9 protein-coding genes are annotated in these 17,303 nt (G+C 61.3%); 3 read left to right on the top strand and 6 right to left on the bottom strand.

From position 1 onward, the window contains the following. The first annotated feature begins 21 nt into the window (after positions 1 to 21). Positions 22 to 852, top strand: a complete 831-nt coding sequence (locus M5B96_RS30640) for a quaternary amine ABC transporter ATP-binding protein (RefSeq protein ID WP_248800728.1) — start codon at positions 22 to 24, stop codon at positions 850 to 852. Positions 853 to 969: 117 nt separating this feature from the next. Here M5B96_RS30640 and M5B96_RS30635 read toward each other — a convergent pair whose 3' ends face one another. From M5B96_RS30635 to M5B96_RS30610, 6 genes are all read right to left on the bottom strand, one after another. Next, positions 970 to 2,130 (bottom strand): FAD-dependent monooxygenase, encoded by a 1,161-nt coding sequence (locus M5B96_RS30635; protein WP_248800726.1) that lies wholly within the window; start codon positions 2,128 to 2,130, stop codon positions 970 to 972. Positions 2,131 to 2,221: 91 nt separating this feature from the next. Then, positions 2,222 to 9,544 (bottom strand): amino acid adenylation domain-containing protein, encoded by a 7,323-nt coding sequence (locus M5B96_RS30630; RefSeq protein WP_248800725.1) that lies wholly within the window; start codon positions 9,542 to 9,544, stop codon positions 2,222 to 2,224. 95 nt (positions 9,545 to 9,639) lie between these two features. Next, positions 9,640 to 10,884: a glycosyltransferase gene (locus M5B96_RS30625; protein WP_248800724.1), complete on the bottom strand. Its 1,245-nt coding sequence runs from the start codon at positions 10,882 to 10,884 to the stop codon at positions 9,640 to 9,642. Positions 10,885 to 11,372: 488 nt separating this feature from the next. Further along, positions 11,373 to 12,701 (bottom strand): OprD family porin, encoded by a 1,329-nt coding sequence (locus M5B96_RS30620; protein ID WP_248800723.1) that lies wholly within the window; start codon positions 12,699 to 12,701, stop codon positions 11,373 to 11,375. 62 nt (positions 12,702 to 12,763) lie between these two features. Further along, positions 12,764 to 14,308 (bottom strand): MFS transporter, encoded by a 1,545-nt coding sequence (locus M5B96_RS30615; protein ID WP_248800722.1) that lies wholly within the window; start codon positions 14,306 to 14,308, stop codon positions 12,764 to 12,766. A 10-nt stretch (positions 14,309 to 14,318) separates the two neighbouring features. Beyond that, a complete protein-coding gene (locus M5B96_RS30610; protein ID WP_248800721.1) occupies positions 14,319 to 15,527 on the bottom strand; it encodes an aspartate transaminase in 1,209 nt (402 codons plus the stop codon). 309 nt (positions 15,528 to 15,836) lie between these two features. Here M5B96_RS30610 and nac point away from each other — a divergent pair, with 309 nt between their 5' ends. Together nac and M5B96_RS30600 are read left to right on the top strand one after the other, a co-directional pair. Continuing rightward, a complete protein-coding gene (nac, locus tag M5B96_RS30605) occupies positions 15,837 to 16,742 on the top strand; it encodes a nitrogen assimilation transcriptional regulator NAC (protein ID WP_248800720.1) in 906 nt (301 codons plus the stop codon). A gap of 114 nt (positions 16,743 to 16,856) precedes the next feature. Beyond that, positions 16,857 to 17,285: an acetyl-CoA carboxylase biotin carboxyl carrier protein gene (locus M5B96_RS30600; protein ID WP_248800719.1), complete on the top strand. Its 429-nt coding sequence runs from the start codon at positions 16,857 to 16,859 to the stop codon at positions 17,283 to 17,285. Positions 17,286 to 17,303 lie beyond the last annotated feature (18 nt).

Here is a 17,303-nt window from a genome sequence, read left to right as displayed (position 1 = left end):
GCCACGGCATGAGGTGAGCAAATGAGCGTGGTACCGATGAATAAGATTGAAGTGAAAAACGTCTTCAAGATCTATGGGGCTCGCGCTGAAGATGCCTTGAACATGATCCGCCAGAAGAAGACCAAGGATCAGGTCCTGGCCGAGACCGGTTGCGTGGTCGGGGTCAATGACCTGTCGCTGTCCATTGGCAGTGGCGAGATTTTTGTGATCATGGGCCTGTCCGGTTCGGGCAAGTCGACCCTGGTGCGTCACTTCAACCGCCTGATCGACCCGACCAGCGGCGCGATCCTGATCAATGGCGAAGACATCATGCAATACAACATGGACGCCTTGCGCCAATTCCGCCGACACAAGATCAGCATGGTGTTCCAGAGCTTCGGCCTGCTGCCGCACCACACCGTGCTGGATAACGTCGCCTACGGCCTGAAAGTCCGTGGCGAGAGCAAGGCCCTGTGCGCCGAGCGTGCGCAGCACTGGATCGCTGCCGTGGGGCTCAAGGGTTACGAAAACAAATACCCGCATCAACTCTCTGGCGGCATGCGTCAGCGGGTCGGTCTGGCTCGTGCCCTGGCCGCCGACACCGACATCATCCTGATGGATGAAGCCTTCAGCGCCCTCGATCCGCTGATCCGCGCCGAGATGCAGGACCAGTTGCTGGAACTGCAAGAAAGCCTGCAAAAAACCATTGTTTTCATCACCCATGACCTCGACGAGGCGGTGCGCATCGGCAATCACATCGCCATCCTCAAGGACGGCCGGCTGATCCAGGTCGGTACCCCGAGAGAAATTCTCTACTCACCCGCCGACGAGTATGTCGATCGTTTCGTTCAGCGCCGCGCGGTCACTGTGTAAAGGGCCGCCCAGGCACGGCGCGGGGCCGTCGGAGTTTGTCCCGGGCCGTGCGGACGGTATTGAAACCGCAACCAGCAAAGCCGAATTTTTCCGTGACAGCTCTGAGTCATCACCTGCTTATGCGCAAGGTTTGAACGACAGGATGTCGACGTTCTTCTTGCGCAAACTGCTCTGCGGGGTCAGGCGGAAATACCATTCGCGCAGCCAGCAGAGCAGTTTCGACTCGGCCTGTTCGATGCCGCTCATGAAGCGCGCGGCATTGACGATCCCATTGACCCGCGGGTGTCGATGCGCCTGGTACTGTGCCAGCGCGCCGCGCAGGTCTGGCGTTCGCGCCAGGTACCCGGCCAGCACCACGGCATCTTCGATCGCCTGCGCGGCGCCCTGGCCCAGGCTCGGCAGCATGGGATGCGCCGCGTCACCCAACAGCACCACATGGCCGTCGCAGAATTGCTTCACCGGTTCGCGATCCCGGGCATGCATTTTCAAGATCGCACTCTCGGACGTGGCCTCGATGGCCGCGATAACTTCCGGCGCCCAGCCCGTGTAGGCGCTGAGCACTTCCTGTTTACTGACGCTCAAGGCGGCATCCGCAGCGTTGTCGTGGTTGCAGGTTCCCCACCAGTACGCCTGACCATTCCCGACATCGCAGAGGCCAAAGCGCTTGCCGCGTCCCCAATAATGCGCGACATAACCTTCGGTCATTAGCGGATGGTTGAGTGGTGTTACCGCCAGCCAGGCGATATAGCCGGAGGGACGGGTCGGGGTTTCGCCGAGCATCTGCTGGCGGATTGTCGAGTTCAAGCCGTCGGCGCCAATCAGCAAGTCAGCCTGGTGCGTGCTGCCATCTTCGAACGACACCTGCACCCCATCCGGGCGATGGGCATAACCCACGCAGCGCAAGCCCGTGGTCAGGGTGCCCGGTGCGAGCTGCTGGGCCAGGGCCCGCAGCAGCAATGGGCGTTGGATATTGATATTGGGGTGGCCCAATTGTTCGCCGATCTCGTGGATGGGCATGCTGGTGATGGGATCGCCATTTTGCTTCTTGAAAAAGAACTGCCGGATCACCTGGCCCGCCTGTTCCACTGGGGCATGGGCATCGATCGAATGCAGTGCCGCCATGGCATTGGCCATGACCGACAAGCCGCTGCCGCCGGCCCGTAACGTCTGGGCCGCCTCGAAAACCTTGACCTGCCAGCCGGCCCGCTGCAACGCGATGGCTGCGGTCAGTCCGCCGATACCGGCACCTGCCACGATGGCCTTCCTGGGTTCTGTCATGCCGTTTTACCTCTATCGGGCCCGGAACGACCGGGCGTGGAGTCAAGCGGGGCCGTTATTCCCGCCGCGTCGCTGCGAGCATCGGAGATGGCTATGCGGATTCCGCCGTGGCTTCAGCGCTCCGGGCCAGCGCCGCATCAATGCGCGACCGGATGAAGGCTCCGACCCGTTCGATATGCGGCTCGCGCATCATGCTCAAGTGGTCGCCCTCCACGGCGATTCGTTCCACCCCTGGAGCAATCGAGCGCCAGCCACGGTACGGATCGCGAAAGGCGGTCCCCACTAGTTCATGGGGCGCTTGCAGCACGTCGGGTAACTCGACATCCGCCGCGAAGAGGGTGAGTGGCAGGTCCTCCGGCGGGAATCGGTAGTCCAGCAGCCCTTGCCAATTGGCAAGAAAGACCCGGTACAGTTGATCCAGGGTCACCACGGTGATGCTCGCGTTGAAAATGCCCTGGTTGACGCCATGCTGCTTGATCGCCTCGAAGGCTTGTGCGTCGCTCATCGAAGAGAAGTCCAGGGCGTGGTAGTCGTATTCTTCCTGGCCATCGCCGCTGAGCAATTCCCACATGAACCAGTTCATGAACTCGCTGCGCTCGATCTGCACCTGGTCCTGGTTGACGCGGACGATGGTATCCAGCAAGAACACGTTATGCAGACGCCGTCCGCGGCGCTTCAACTCACTGGCCAGTTCATAGGCGACGACGCCGCCATACGACCAGCCGCCAATATTCAGCGGACCTTGCGGCGCGACCTGTTCAATGGCATCGGCGTAATGCAGCGCCTGGGCCTGCACCGATTGCAGCGGCTCGCGGCTATCCCAGGTGCCCGGCGCTTGCAGTGCATACAGGTGAACCTGGTTCTTGAGCACGCGCGCCAGCGCGGCATAACACAACACGTGTCCGCCGATGGGGTGTACCAGGAACAGCGTCGGTGTCCGCATGGCATTCTTGAAGTCCACCAGCGCGCCGGTTTCCGCAAGGTTCGCCGCACCCGGTTGCAAGATTTTGGCGAACTCGGCAATCGTCGGGGCCTGGATAAAGTCGGACAATGATGGCTCGAACTCCTGATGCCTGGCCAGCATGGCAATCAGTCGGACCGCCTTGAGCGAATTACCTCCGAGCTCGAAGAAGTTGTCATGTACGCTGATGTCCTCCAGCTCCAGGGTTTCTTGCCAATAGGCCTGCAACAAGTCTTCCAGGGCATTTCTGGGGCCGGTAAAAGGTCGTTGCAAGGTGTTTTGCACCTCGACCTCTCGCAGGCGTTGACGATCGATCTTGCCGGTGGGGCCCAGTGGTATTTGTGCGATACCGACCAGCGTGTTGGGCAGCATGTAGTCGGGCAGCGTCAGGCGCATCTCGGCCTTGAGTCGGTCCAGGTCCAACTGGCGACCCTCCATGGCCTGGACGAAGCCCAGCAGATAGCGACTGCCATCCGCGGCAAGCTTGTCGATCACCGCCACCTGCTGAATATCGGCGCCGAATTGTGCGGAGCCGAGCATGGCCACTTCGATCTCCCCCAGCTCGATGCGATAACCGCGAATCTTTACCTGGGCGTCGCTGCGGCCTTGATAGATGAGCTCACCCGAGGGCAAGGAAAATCCCATGTCTCCGGTCCTGTACAAGCGTCGGCTGTGGCCCTCCAACTGACGCTGGACAAAGCGTTCCGCAGTCAGCGCGGGTTGATTCCAGTAACCGTTTGCCAGGCACTCGCCTTCGATGAACAGGTCGCCCACGACCCCCACCGGGCATGGGCTGCCCGTCGCGTCCAGGACATGCAGGCGGACCCCGTCGATCGGCGTGCCGATCGACGGCATGCTCGGCCAGGTTGTCGCGGCGCCCTCAAGTCTCAGGCAGGTGACTACGTGGGCTTCGGTCGGACCATAGTGATTCTCGACCCGGCAGTCGTCGAGCCCCTCGACCAGGCTGCGGATTTCAGCGGTGATTTTCAGCTGCTCGCCGGCCACATTGATCTGGCGCAGCGAGACGGGCCGGATACCTAGCTGCCGGGCGACTTCGGCCAGCCCCTGGAAGGCGACGTAGGGCAGAAACAGCCGCTGGATGTCCTGGGCACAGATAAACTTCAATAACCGGATGAAGTCGTAGCGCAGCCCCTCGTCGATCATCACCAGTTCGGCACCGCAGGTCAGGGTCGAGAGAATCTCCTGGAACGATACGTCGAACGAAATGGGCGAGTATTGCAGGGTCTTCGGCGCGGCCAAGGTACTGGTGCCTTGCGCCTGCTGGCGGTTCTGCCAAAGGATCATATTGGTCAATGCGCGGTGCGGCATGGCCACGCCTTTGGGGCGTCCGGTCGAACCCGAGGTGTAGAGCAGATAGGCGTTATCCGCGCCGACAATGCTCGCGGCAATCGAGACAACCAGCTCCTGGCTGCGCGGCAGGTCGTCGCTGAACTCAGCCACCACGCTGTCCCAATGACGCTTGTCCGCCGTGCTGGCCAGTGCCGCCATCAGGTTCGCCGAGGCATCGGCGAACAGCACCAGGCGCGGCTGCGAATCCTCGAGAATCAGCCGGATGCGATCCTCCGGGTAGCTCAGGTCAATCGGTACATAAGCGGCGCCGGCCTGGAGCACGCCCAGCAGGGCGATAATCAGGTCGGGCGAGCGCGGCAGCATGATGGCGACCCGATCGCCCTGGCCGATACCATGCTGGCGCAGCCAGCCGACCAGTTGTGCGCTGGCGTTTGCCAACTGGCGGTAGGACAGGTGGGCCTGCGCGAAACTCACGGCGGTCCGCTCGCCGTGACGGGCGAAGCTGTCCAGCAGCAAGGTCGAGAGATTGTCTCGGGGCAGTCCCGTAGCCACTGTCGGCGCGCTTCGCCCACGGCTCGGCAGCCAGGCCGGGATGCCGGGCGTGGCGTGGGGGGCGGTGATCATCAATTCAAGCGTGCGCAGCAGGTAATCGGCATAGACCTCGACCTGGCCGGTCGCGACGCGCGCGGTGCGGTAATCCATTTTCAACATCAGTGCACCGTTGGACGGGTGACGGCCCATGGTGGTCAGCAAGTCATAGTTGCTGGCTTCCGTGGTTTCCCAGTCGATGAGGATTTGCTGGCCCTGCGCGAGCAGGTCGTTGAGCACATAAAAATCGACGTAGTTGAACACCACGTTCAAGTCCATGGAGGTTTCGCTGTGAATCAGTGCGAACGGATAGCGTCGATGGGCAAACACCAGTTGTTCCTGGCTCATCACCCCGCGGATCACCTCCAGCCAATCCTGGCCCTGGGTGCTGAAGCGCACGGGGAGGGTATTGAGAAACAAACCCAGCACCGAGGCAGCGTCTTCGAATTCCGGCCGTCCATGGCTGATGACGCCACACAGCACTTCCTGCTGATTGGACAAGATGGCCTGGGCGAAACCGTGCGCGGCTAGCAACACGGCGCGCAATGGCAGGTCCTGGGCGCGGCAGAAGGCTTCAAGCCGCGCCGCATCCGCCGCGGGCAGCTCCCGATAGACCGAGCGGTGTGGCGTCGAATCCGGGGCCTGCCCATGGACCCAACTGGTCATGGCGGCGACGGGGGCGTCCCGCAAGTATTCGCGCCAGAATCGGCCATGTGCCTCGTTTGCCAATGCCTCCAGCTCCAGGCTGACGAAGTCGGCTGGTGTCGTGGTCAAGGCCGGCAGCGCATCAGTCCCTTCTTTCTTGGTGTACAGCGTGATCAGGTCACGCATCAACGTGGCCACGCTCCAACCGTCGAGCAGCGCATGCTGGAAACTGAACACCAGGTCGATTTCATCCGCGGCGACAAACACGCCGAACTGGTACAGCGGCGCCTGCTGCCAATCTGCCTGGTAACGCTTGCGTTCTTCGACATAGGCGGCCACCGCGCTGGAACGCTCTTGCGCACTCAGCGAGACGGCGTCGATGACCCGCACGGGCGCCTCGACCGTGCCGTGCACCCGGGCCAAGGGGACGTCGGCATGGCCGACATCGAACGACATGCGCAAGGCCGGGTGACGCCGGATCAAGGCGCGACAAGCCCGCTCCCAGGCCACGGCATCCCAACGCAGGCGCAGGCGATAGCGGAAAATATCGTGATAGATCGCCGATTGCGGGTGCATCATCGCGTGGTAGATCATCCCGACCTGCAGCTGCGAAGCCGCGAACACGTCATCGAACAGCCCCGCGCTGGCCTGGCGGATCGCTTCCGCTACCAGGGCAAAAGGCGCCGTGTGCGTCAAGGGCGCCAGGCTCGTCGACGGGCCGCCTTGCGCCTCTATGCTCTGGGCTAGTTGAGCGATGCTCGGATGCTGATAAATCTGTGCCAGCGTCAGCATGAACCCTTGTTCACGGGCCCTGACCTGCAAGTGGATGACCTTCAGGGAGTCGCCGCCGAGCATGAAATAGTTGTCGTGGATGCCCAGCGTCGTGCGCTTGAGGTTGTCGCGCCAGAGCTTGAGCAACGACTGTTCCAGGGCTGTGCGCGGCGCTGTTCCATCGCTGCTGCCCAAGTCGGCTTCGGGCTCGGGCAAGGCCTTGCGGTCGAGCTTGCCGTTGGCATTCAAGGGCAACTGCTCAAGCTGAATCAGATGCCTGGGCAGCATGTAGTCGGGTACCTGTTGGCGCAGGGCTTCCTGCAGCACCTGCGGAGCAAGCAGATATCCCGGCTCACCGACCAGATAGGCGCAGAGATAGGTATCGTCCGCCGACGCCTGGCGAGCGATCACCACCGCGTCCTTGACGCCCGGGCACGCGACCAACCGTGCTTCGATCTCGCCCAGTTCGATACGCAGACCACGAATCTTCACCTGGAAATCGTTGCGTCCCAGGTACTCGATGCTGCCATCGGCCAGCCAGCGGCCCAGGTCTCCGGTCTTGTACAGGCGCGCCTGGGGGGCGACCTGGAAGGGGTCGCGGATAAAGCGTTCGGCGCTCAGCTCCGGGCGATTCAAGTAACCGCGCGCGACACCGATCCCGCCGATGTGCAGTTCCCCGGCGATTCCCGGCGGCAGCAGTTGCAGGTTTGCGTCGAGGATATGCAGTTGGATATTCGCGATCGGCTTGCCGATAGGAACGATGCCTTCGTGCAGGCTCGGGCGGCAATGCCAGGACGTGACGTCGATGGCCGCTTCGGTGGGACCGTAGAGGTTGTGCAGTTGCACTGTTGGCAGCTGTTCGAAAAACCGTTCCTGCAAGGCATAAGGCAAGGCTTCGCCACTGCACAGCACCTGCCGCAACGCGGGCAAGCGTTGCGGCTCTACCTGGTCGAGAAACAGCTGCAGCATCGACGGGACGAAATGCAGCAGGGTGATGCCGGTGCTCGCCATGATGTCCATCAGATAGCGCGGATCCTGATGCCCGCCAGGGGCGGCGACCACCAGTTGCGCGCCGCTGAGCAGCGGCAGGAAAAACTCCCAGACCGACACGTCGAAACTGAACGGGGTCTTCTGCAGGATCCGGCTGTGCTCATCGACGCCATACGCATCGCGGGCCCAGAGCAGTCGGTTGACGACCCCGTCATGCTGGTTCATGACCCCTTTGGGCAAACCCGTGGAGCCGGAGGTGTAAATCACATAGGCGAGGTTCTGTGGCGTCAGGCCGAGTGCCGTGGCATCCGGGTTGTGCTCCGGTTGCCGGGACAGGCGCGCATGGTCGGTGTCCAGGCACAACACCGGCGCGGTCACGCCGGGCAGGCTCGCCAGTAGCGCGCGGGTGCTGATCAGGGCACTTGGCGCACTGTCACTGAGCATATGCTGCAAACGCTCGGCTGGGTAACCAGGGTCCATCGGCACGTAGGCGGCGCCGGCTTTGAGAATGCCCAACAGACCCACCACCATCTCCAGGCTGCGCTCCACGCAGATGGCGACTCGGGCGTCCGGGCGAACACCCGCTTCGAGCAGGCTGTGGGCCAACTGATTGGCCTGGCGGTTCAGTTCGCCATAGGTCAGCGTGTGCTCTTCGAAGCGGACGGCGATCGCTTCAGGGCGAGTGGCGGCCTGGGTCTCTATCAACTGATGCAGCAGCGGTTCTTTCGGGTAGTCGACGGCGCTGCGATTCCACTCATCGAGTATCTGTCGGCGTTCAGTGCCCGGCATCAGTTCGAGGGTCTTGACCGGGACATCGAAGTCAGCGACCACGCACTGCAAGATGCTCATGAAACGCTGTTGCAGCGCCTCGATCTGCGCCGCGTCGAAATAGGCCTCGTTGTAGATGAAATGCATCCACACATCATCGTCCGGCGCGGCCTCACGAACATGCAGCGCCAGTGGTTGCTGTTCATATCCATTGCTGAGCTTGACCGGTTGCGCCAGTGCCGGACCATACCAGGTGTCATGGTCGCGTTCGTAGGACAGCACCAGGTCGAACAGTTGCCGCCGGCCGAGGTTCTGCAGTCCGAGTTCACGATTGAGTTCGCTTAACGGAAACCGTTGATAACGGTAGTCCTGCTTGAGCGTCAGGGCGATTTTTCTGACCAGCTCGCCAAAGCCCAGGTCGGTGCCCAGGCTGAGGCGTGCCGGGCTCATGCCGACGAACAAACCCAATGTGGCCTTGTGCGTGGCATTGGCGCGGTTGAGGACGGGCAGACCGATCACCAGCTCATCGCGTTGGCTGATGCGCGTGAAGTAGCTGTACAGCGCTCCCAGCATCACGTGGAAAACCGTCGCCTGGCTGGAGTCCTTCGCCAGCTCGCCGAGGCGATTGTAAAGCGCGCGCGGCAAGCGCCAGGCATGGTTCTGGCTGGGGGCCGGGCGCTGCCCGAAGCGGCTTTCATAGCGGGGCGCGAGCAGCGGCTCGGGCAGGCTGCGGTATTTATCCAGCCAGTGCTGGCGTTGGCGCTGAAAGGCCAGCGAGTGTTTGTCGGTGCGTTGTTGCTCGACATACGCCTGGTAAGTCGGCGCGGATGTGGCGGCGTCCTGTTGATTCTGGAGTGCGCTATAGGCCTGGCTGACCGCTCGGCCGATCATGGCGAAGGCCCAGCCGTCGGCAATCAGATGATGACAATTGACGAAGAAGTAGCAGAGCTCTTCACCAACCTTGAACAGGGTCATGCGAAACAGCAAGCCGCCCTCAAAGGAAAACGGCGTCTGCAGGTTTTCCTCCATCGAGGCCAGCGCGGCAGCCTCAGGGTCGTCATGCCCCGACACATCGAAGCAGGCCAGTGGCACGCTGACCGACTCCAGGAAACGTTGGCGCGGCAAGGGATGCTCAGGCGAACCGGGCTGCAACTGGATACGCAGGGCGTCGTGCTCGCTGACGACCTGGTCGATGGCCCGTTGCAGCCTTGCCGCATCGATCGCACCCTTGATTCGGGCGTAGCCGCCGATGTTATACAAAGGGGTCTCGCCATGCAGGCTCTGGTCCAGCCAGATATCCAGCTGGGGGGCGGTCAGTGGGTAAAGCAGCGGCTCTCCACTCGAAGAGGGCGTGACCCGGGTCATAGTGTGGTTGCGCATGTTCGTCGTCCTTGTCGAAAGTCGACAGGAAAGGTAAACGGCTGGCCGTTCACTCCCTGTCACTGATCATCCCTGATGAGGTCTTGCGGCAGCGCTCAGCGCGAGGCGAGTGCCTCGACTTGCAGCGCCGCGGCTTCACAGGCCGATTCGCCGCTGGGCATCAACGTGCGATAGCGCTCGCAGTTGGCACGCACTTGCTGGCTGTTCAACACCGTGTCCAGTGCCGTTGCCAGGGCCTCGGCGGAGGCCGGAGGGAAGACCCTCAAGCCACAGCCCAGGCGTTCCATTCGGGCGGCGTTGTCGAACTGATCATGGGCAAAAGGCGTGGCGATTTGTGGCACCCCGGCGGCTATCGCCAGCGCGGTTGTCCCGACACCACCGTGGTGCACCAGTGCCGAACTCTGCGGCAGGATGCGGCTCATCGGCACGTAGCGGCGTACCAGGATCCGGCCTTCGGTGGCCACTGTCGGGTCTACCGGCTGGCTGGTCAGAAACACTCCGCGACGGTTGATCAACTTGAGTGCCTGAACCGCGGCGGCAAAATACTGGCCACTGTCGACCATGGTCGAACCCGGGGTGAACACCACCGGTGAGTCCTTGTTCAAGAAGTCCTCGAGTTCGGCATCCGTCTGCTGGAAGCTGGACTCATCGAATAACGGGAACCCGGTCAGTACTGTCTGGGCCGGCCAGTCGTGTTGGACGGGGGCGAGCCACTCCGGAAACAATCCCAATACCCGATCGGGCGAGGAGATCCACTGGCTGATAATGCGTTTGGCCGGTGGCAAGCCCAATTCGCTGCGAAAACTATTGAGTTCCGGGGCCATGGCCCGATCAAGAAACATTTTCTCGATGAAACTCATCAGCGTGCGTTTTAGCGGATAGGGAAACCAAGCCGGCAAGTTTGTTCCCGGCGGATGAGTGGAGGGCGCGGCGGCCGACCAGAAGCCGAACGGCGAGACTTGCGCGGTGATCAGCGGGATACCGCGTTTTTCCTGGAGCAGACGCGCGGAAAATGCCCACAAGGAGCCCAGCATGACGGTCTGCTCGTCACATGCGTGTTCCAGCAGCCGATACTGTTCGCGTAACGTATTGGCGACCGTTTTCCATAGGGTGGGAAGCGATGTGCGGGGATGCCACAACGCAGGGTCAGTCATGACTGCGTCATATTCCTCACGGGTACCCAATGGCAAAAAGCTGAAGCCGCAGCGTTCGATCAGCGGGGCGAACGCCGCGCTGGCGCAAAAGGTTATCCGATGCCCGCGGGCGGCGAGTGTGCGGCCGATCCCGACAAAGGGATGGACGTCACCGGCTGAGCCGATGGCGGTGATGATCACGTGCATAAGATTCCTTCCTGAGTGATCGTGCCGTTGGAGGGCGCCGATAGGTCCGTTACTGTGGCGGCCAGTTTTTCATCAGTGACTGTTCCTCTCCCTGCTGAAGGGTGATAGAGCAGGGAAGGCGGGGAAGTCGTTTTGTTCTGAACAGCCGAAGTGCCAGCGGCTTGAATATAAATAATGTGTTATTGATTTTTGCTCTATCAATATTTCATCATCACATCTCATTGCTCAGCGCATTACTCAAACGATTTCATTTGAGCGGATTATTTAAACCTGCACATTTATGGGTGTCTGTAGGGGGAATTGGGGACAGCGGCTATTTCGCCGTCTGAACCTCGCGTGGTGTGCCGGGATGGCTATTTGAGCGAAGTCTGGCGCGATCTGCGGGTATCGATAAATAGCGGGACTTCAGGCTGGGTCAGTCCATCAGTGTATGGGGTGGGCATCCAAGTCCACGGGGTGATGATGCGCATCACCCCGCGTACTGGCTTTTACAGAATGTTGATCGGGTAGCTGATGATGACTCGATGCTCGTCGCTGTCCCGTTGCGTGGACACTCCGGTGCGCAGCGAGGCGTGGCGCAGAGCAATGCTCAAGTCCTTGAGCGGCCCTTGCTGGACCACATAGCTCAGGGTCAGGTTGCGTTCCCACTCGTTTTTGTCGCCTGCAGGCGTGCGGATATTCGAGCCGCTTTCGTACATGCCCAGGAAGCTCAACCCGGGTACCCCGACCCGGGCGAAATCGTAGCCGTAGCGAACCTGCCAGGTGGTTTCCCCGGCGCGCTGGAATTTAGCGATCATCGACTCTGTCATGAAATAGGCGGTGGAGCCGTCACCTTGGTTCAACCAGACCGCGTCACTGCGGCCACTGACCTGTTGCAAGCCGGCGGCGAGCGTGTGGCCATTCACCCGGTAGGTGAATAGCGCGCTGCTCAGTCGGCTGTCGACCTTGCCTTTGGTCACGCCGTCGCCATAGTAGCCAAAGGTGTAGAAATCGGGGTCATGACCGTTGGCGCCATCGGAACGGTTATCGAAGTGGCGCAGATCGGTACTCAGGATGCCGGGACCGACCTGCCAGTCGTATTTGAGGCCGAGAAAGTTCTGTTTGTAGAAGTCCTGGAGGTTGCCGTAGTAGTACTGCAAGGTCAGGTCTTTGGTCGGCTTGTAATCCACACCACCGTAATAGAACTTGTTGACGAACTCGCCGGTCAGTGCGTTGTTTGCACCCGGAATGGACATGCCCATCTCGTGAGTGACACCGCGACCTTTGACATGGTCCAACTGACCGAGCGTGAAGGTGAAGTTCTCCAGGTCCCTGGATTGGATCTGCCCGCCGTTGAAGGTTTGCTGCAGCATGCGGTCAGTGGACATCACCACCGGCAGCATCGGCACCAAGGTGCCGTATTTCAGTTCGGTATTGGAGATCTTTGCTTTGGCGGTCAGGCCCAGGCTACCGAACTCGTCGACCGCTCGGCCATTATCGGTGGGGAAAACGTTGCCGGTGAAGGTATTACCCTGCGGGTTGTAGTGCCGGCCTTTGCCAGAGTCCAGTCGGATACCCCACATACCGATGGCATCCACCCCGAACCCAACGGTGCCTTGGGTAAAACCGGACTGAAAATTGGCGATGAAACCCTGGCCCCATTCCTGGGTGTAATTGGGGGCGGCGGCGCCACTGCGGTTGTCGGCATTACTGAAAAAGTTGCGGGCCAGCACGTCGAGCTTGCTGTCTTCCACCAGGCCTGCGGCATAACCCTGTTGAGCGATGATCAGGCCGCAAATACCGGCCACTACTTTAGGTGCGCGATTGAAAAGCTCCATCGGAGTCATCCCCATGAGTTGTCGAGTGTTGTGAGAGGGCAGTCAAAGGCGGCAGTCAATATTTATTGTTTTTCAGGAGCAGCAGTGGCTGGTGCTACGTTCAGTTTCACCGGCGGCAGGCGGTGCAGGATGAACAGGGCCAAGACGCCGATGCCGGCGCAGAGCAGCAGGCCAATGCCCACTGAGCGGGCCAGGGCATCACGGGCCAGGTTCAGCCATTGCGCGTGTTCGTGCAGCGCGGCATCGGGGCGCAAAAGGATCTGTGGGTCGGCGTACAGCGCCAAACCGTCAGCGTGCCCGTGGGCGATAAACAGTCGTTGCAGGTTGGCGCTGTACAGCAGGTTGACCAGTACGCCCATTGAAGCCGTTCCGAGCAATCCGCCCACCAGGCGCAGCGATTGGGTCAGTGCGGTGGCGATCCCGAGAAACTGACGCTCGGCGAGCGTCTGAGTGAAGACCGTCAGATTCAGCAGGATGAAGCCCAAGCCAAGACCGGCCAGCAGGATCAAGCCGAGTAACACCTTGAAAGAAGCACTGCGTCCGGCGATGGCCAGGCCCAGGCACGCCAGCAGCAGCGCCACAAAACCGCACAGCGGTAACAGGTTTGGATTACGCAACCGGGTCACGATGCGACTGTTGACGATAGCCCCCAGGGTGATACTCAGCGCCAGGGGCGTAATCAACAGACCGGCATCCTGTGGCGAGTAGCCATAGCTGCCTTGCAGCAATAACGGTAGATAGAACAACAGCGAGAACATGATCGCCCCGGCGGCCATCGACAGCAGAAACAGCAAGCGCATGCTTGGTAATTCGAGCAATGCCGCCGGTAGCAGGGCGTGTTGGCAGCGACGCTCCCAGCGCCAGAGGGCGGAGGTGGCCACGGCGCAGCTCAATCCCAGCGTGGCACTCAGTATCAGACTGGAATGCCCCAACCATTCGACAAACAATTGCAGACTGCCCAGCGCCAAGGCAATCAGCATTGCACCGGGCCAGTCGAGGTTGATGTGCGCTCGTTGATGCGGTCGATGATAAGGCAGGTAGCGCCAGGCAAAAAACAGCGCCAGGCATCCCAACGGCAGATTGATGTAGAACACCGCGCGCCAACCGTAGGCCCCGGTCAGATAGCCGCCCAACCCAGGCCCGATGGCGTTGACCACGCTGAACAGGGCACTGAGCAGCATCTGCCAGCGCAGGCGTTGTCGGGTGTCGGGAAACAGTTCCGGGATGCAGGCGAACGCCGTGCCGATCAACATACCGCCACCGACGCCCTGCAATATCCGACCGATCACCAGCCACAACATATCACTGGCCAAGGCACAGGCCAGTGAGGCGAGGGTGAAGATCAGCGTGGCGGCCATCACGAATGGCTTGCGTCCGTAATAGTCACCCAGCCGGCCGAAGATCGGAATGGTGACAATCGACGCCAGCAGGTAACCCGTGGCAATCCAGGCGTAGAGCTCAAACCCGTTGAGTTCGGCGACGATACTCGGCAACGCGTTGCCGATGACGGTCTGGTCGAGCGCCGAGAGCATCAGCACCAGCGAGATGCCAAGCATCGCCAGCAAGGCCTGCCTGAAGGTCAGGGGCGGGTGGGTCGCCACGCTCATCGTCGGTTCCTCAGCTCAAGGCCGCAACGGCAGCGGCGATCCGCGAGCAACCTTCGTCGAGGGTCATGATGTCGGTGGCTATCGACATCCGAAAAAACGGTGCCAGGCCGTAGGCTGTTCCTGCCACCACGGCCACACCTTGGCTTTCCAGCAGGTACATGACGACGTCGTAGTCGGTGTCCAGGCGCTTGCCTTGAGTCGTCGATTGGCCCAGCAGGCCAGCACAGTTCACATAGAGATAGAACGCACCGTCGGGTTTGCGGCAACTCAGGCCGTCAATGGCGTTGAGCAGATCCAGACAGCGATCACGGCGTTGCTGGTAGACGGCCACGCTTTCCTTGACGAAGGCCTGGTCGCCGTTGAGCGCTTCGACAGCTGCTGCCTGGCTGACCGAACAGGCATTGCTGGTCGATTGCGATTGCAGGGTCGCCATGGCGCCGATCAAGTCCGCCGGGCCTGCCGCGTAGCCGATACGCCAGCCGGTCATGGCGTAGGTCTTGGACACGCCGTTGACCACCACAGTGCGCTCGGTGAGCGCCGGTTCGATGGCGAGGATGTGTGGGTTTTCCAGGCCTTCGTAGCGGATGTGTTCGTAGATGTCGTCGGTCATCAGCAACACCTGCGGATGCTCGAGCAGCACATCGGCCAGGGCCCTGAGCTCGACGGCGCTGTAGCTGGCGCCGGTCGGGTTGCTGGGCGAATTGAGCAGCAGCCAGCGGGTGCGCTCGGTGATTGCGCCGCGCAGTTGCGCCGGGGTCAGTTTGAAGGCGTTTTCTTCCGGGCAGGCGAGGATGACCGGTTCACCTTCGCAGGCCAGCACCATATCGGGGTATGACACCCAGTACGGCGCAGGAATCAAGACTTCATCGCCAGCGCCCAGGGTGGCGGCGAAGGCATTGAAAATTGCACTCTTCGCCCCGCTGGTGACCAGGATCTGATGGGTACCGTAGGTCAGGCCGTTTTCCCGTGACAGCTTGTCGACAATCGCTTGGCGCAACTCTGCAGTGCCGGCATTTTGCGTGTAACGCGTTTCACCGCGTTCGATGGCTGCGCTGGCCGCTTGTCGAATGTGCACCGGGGTATCGAAGTCCGGCTCGCCGACGACCAGATTGATGATGGACTTGCCTTGCCTGCGCAGTTCGTTCGCACGGTCGGAGGCGGCGCTGCTGGGAGACGGTTTGATACGTTGCACACGGGCGGCGATGCGGGAGGCGGTCACGTGGCGTTCCTCGTTGATGACGTTGACGAGGCCCTACAGTACGAGTCGCTCCCCGGGCCGCCATAAGACGAGATCGTTCTGGTCGGATAGGCATAGCTTATGGCTGGAACCGAACACGGCTTGCACTAAATCGGTGCGCAATGGCCGGCGTGCCCATGCTGGGTGTCAACCCCACCGGCAATGATCCAGCCATAGCAAAGACTTATGGTTGAGCGCTGCAATCCAGCACGCGCGCGAGGTTTCGGACTGGCCTGGCTCTTGCAAAAGCCTGTGGGCTGTCTTCCTTTTTCGAGCAAGGGCCCCGCCGCCGTGAATCTGCGCCGTTTGAAGTATTTCGTGAAACTCGTCGATATCGGCAGCATGACCCAGGCCGCCGATGTGCTGCATATCGCGCAGCCGGCACTGAGCCAACAGCTGGCCACGCTGGAAGCGGAACTGCAGCAGCAATTGCTGATTCGGACCAAGCGCGGTGTCACCCCGACCGAGGCGGGGAAGGTGCTCTACGGTCATGCGCAAATCATCCTGCGCCAGTGCGAGCAGGCTCAGAACGACATCAACGCCACCGGGCAGGCCTTGTCCGGGCAAGTGTCCGTCGGACTGGCGCCAGGTACCGCGGCTTCGGCGTTGTCCTTGCCGTTGTTGCGAACCGTGCGCGAACGCCATCCGGGCATTCTGCTGTACCTCAATGAAAACTTCGGCACTACCTTGAGTGAGTTGATCATGAACGGTCGAATGGACATGGCGGTGCTCTATGGCGGTCGTGAGGTCCATGGCTTGAGCTTTGTCTCGCTGCTACGCGAAAACCTCTATCTGGTGAGTGCCGATCCTGCTGTCAGCGCGCTCGAAGAGATCCCGTTGGCCAAACTGGCGGACATGGACATGCTCCTGCCGCGGCCCTACAACGTAATGCGACGCTTGGTCGATGAAGCCTTCCAGCGCATTGGCGCGAGCGTACGGGTGGTGGCCGAAATCGAATCTTCGACCACCCTGACCGCCGCCGTCGCCGAGCACTTCGGTTCGACGATCCTGCCCGAATCCTCTGCGCGAGTGATGGTCGCCGCCACCTCGGTGCACATGTGTCGCATTGTCGAGCCCGAGGTCGAGGCGCCACTGGCACTGTGTTTATCCGGTCATCTGCCGCTGTCGGTACCGGCCCAGGCGGTCAAGGCGATCCTGCTGGAGCTGGTCGCCGAAATGCGCGGCAGCCTGAGCTGAGCGGTCATAAGGCCGGCTTATCACCCCAAAGCCAAAGCGTCTTGGTCGTCTTTCGGCGGGATCGCTACATTGACCCCATCCACTCAGACATGCTCGACAGGCAGGGGCCCACGCATGGATTCAGAACGTATCAAGGGGTTGATCGATTTGCTCGCCGAATCCGATCTGCTCGAACTGAGTCTGACCGAAGGCGACATTACGATTCGTCTTTTCAAGCAGGCTGGCAAGGTGCTCGCTACCGAGTCGCTGGCCGATCATTCGTCGACACCCGCGGCGAGCTCAGCCAAGGCGGCTACCCCGCTGGTGGCGAGCGTCGAGATTAAAGCCAGCCTGCATGGAGTCCTGCATTTGACACCTGCCGCGGGAGAAGCGCCGTTTGTCGCGGTCGGCGACCAGATCGAAGTAGGGCAGACCCTGGCGGTCCTTGAGGCCATGAAAATGTTCCATCCGGTCAAGGCCAAAGCCGTCGGTCAGATCACCGCGATCCTTGCCCAGAGTGGCGCCGAAGTCGAAGCCGGCCAGTCGCTGTTCCGTCTCGGCTGATCCCAAGCCTTATCCTCT

Origin of the sequence: Pseudomonas sp. MWU13-2105 (genome assembly GCF_023242315.1) — a bacterium.
Taxonomy (GTDB): domain Bacteria; phylum Pseudomonadota; class Gammaproteobacteria; order Pseudomonadales; family Pseudomonadaceae; genus Aquipseudomonas.
The sequence above is the reverse complement of the archived record's forward strand: the minus strand, read 5'-3'. Positions and strand labels throughout refer to the sequence as shown.

Bases quoted from the DNA above. Each gene is read 5' to 3' on its own strand.
- M5B96_RS30620 (WP_248800723.1), bottom strand. From the start codon at position 12,701: ATGGAGCTTTTCAATCGCGCACCTAAAGTAGTGGCCGGTATTTGCGGC.
- M5B96_RS30635 (WP_248800726.1), bottom strand. From the start codon at position 2,130: ATGACAGAACCCAGGAAGGCCATCGTGGCAGGTGCCGGTATCGGCGGA.
- M5B96_RS30600 (WP_248800719.1), top strand. From the start codon at position 16,857: ATGGATTCAGAACGTATCAAGGGGTTGATCGATTTGCTCGCCGAATCC.
- M5B96_RS30640 (WP_248800728.1), top strand. From the start codon at position 22: ATGAGCGTGGTACCGATGAATAAGATTGAAGTGAAAAACGTCTTCAAG.
- M5B96_RS30615 (WP_248800722.1), bottom strand. From the start codon at position 14,308: ATGAGCGTGGCGACCCACCCGCCCCTGACCTTCAGGCAGGCCTTGCTG.
- M5B96_RS30625 (WP_248800724.1), bottom strand. From the start codon at position 10,884: ATGCACGTGATCATCACCGCCATCGGCTCAGCCGGTGACGTCCATCCC.
- M5B96_RS30630 (WP_248800725.1), bottom strand. From the start codon at position 9,544: ATGCGCAACCACACTATGACCCGGGTCACGCCCTCTTCGAGTGGAGAG.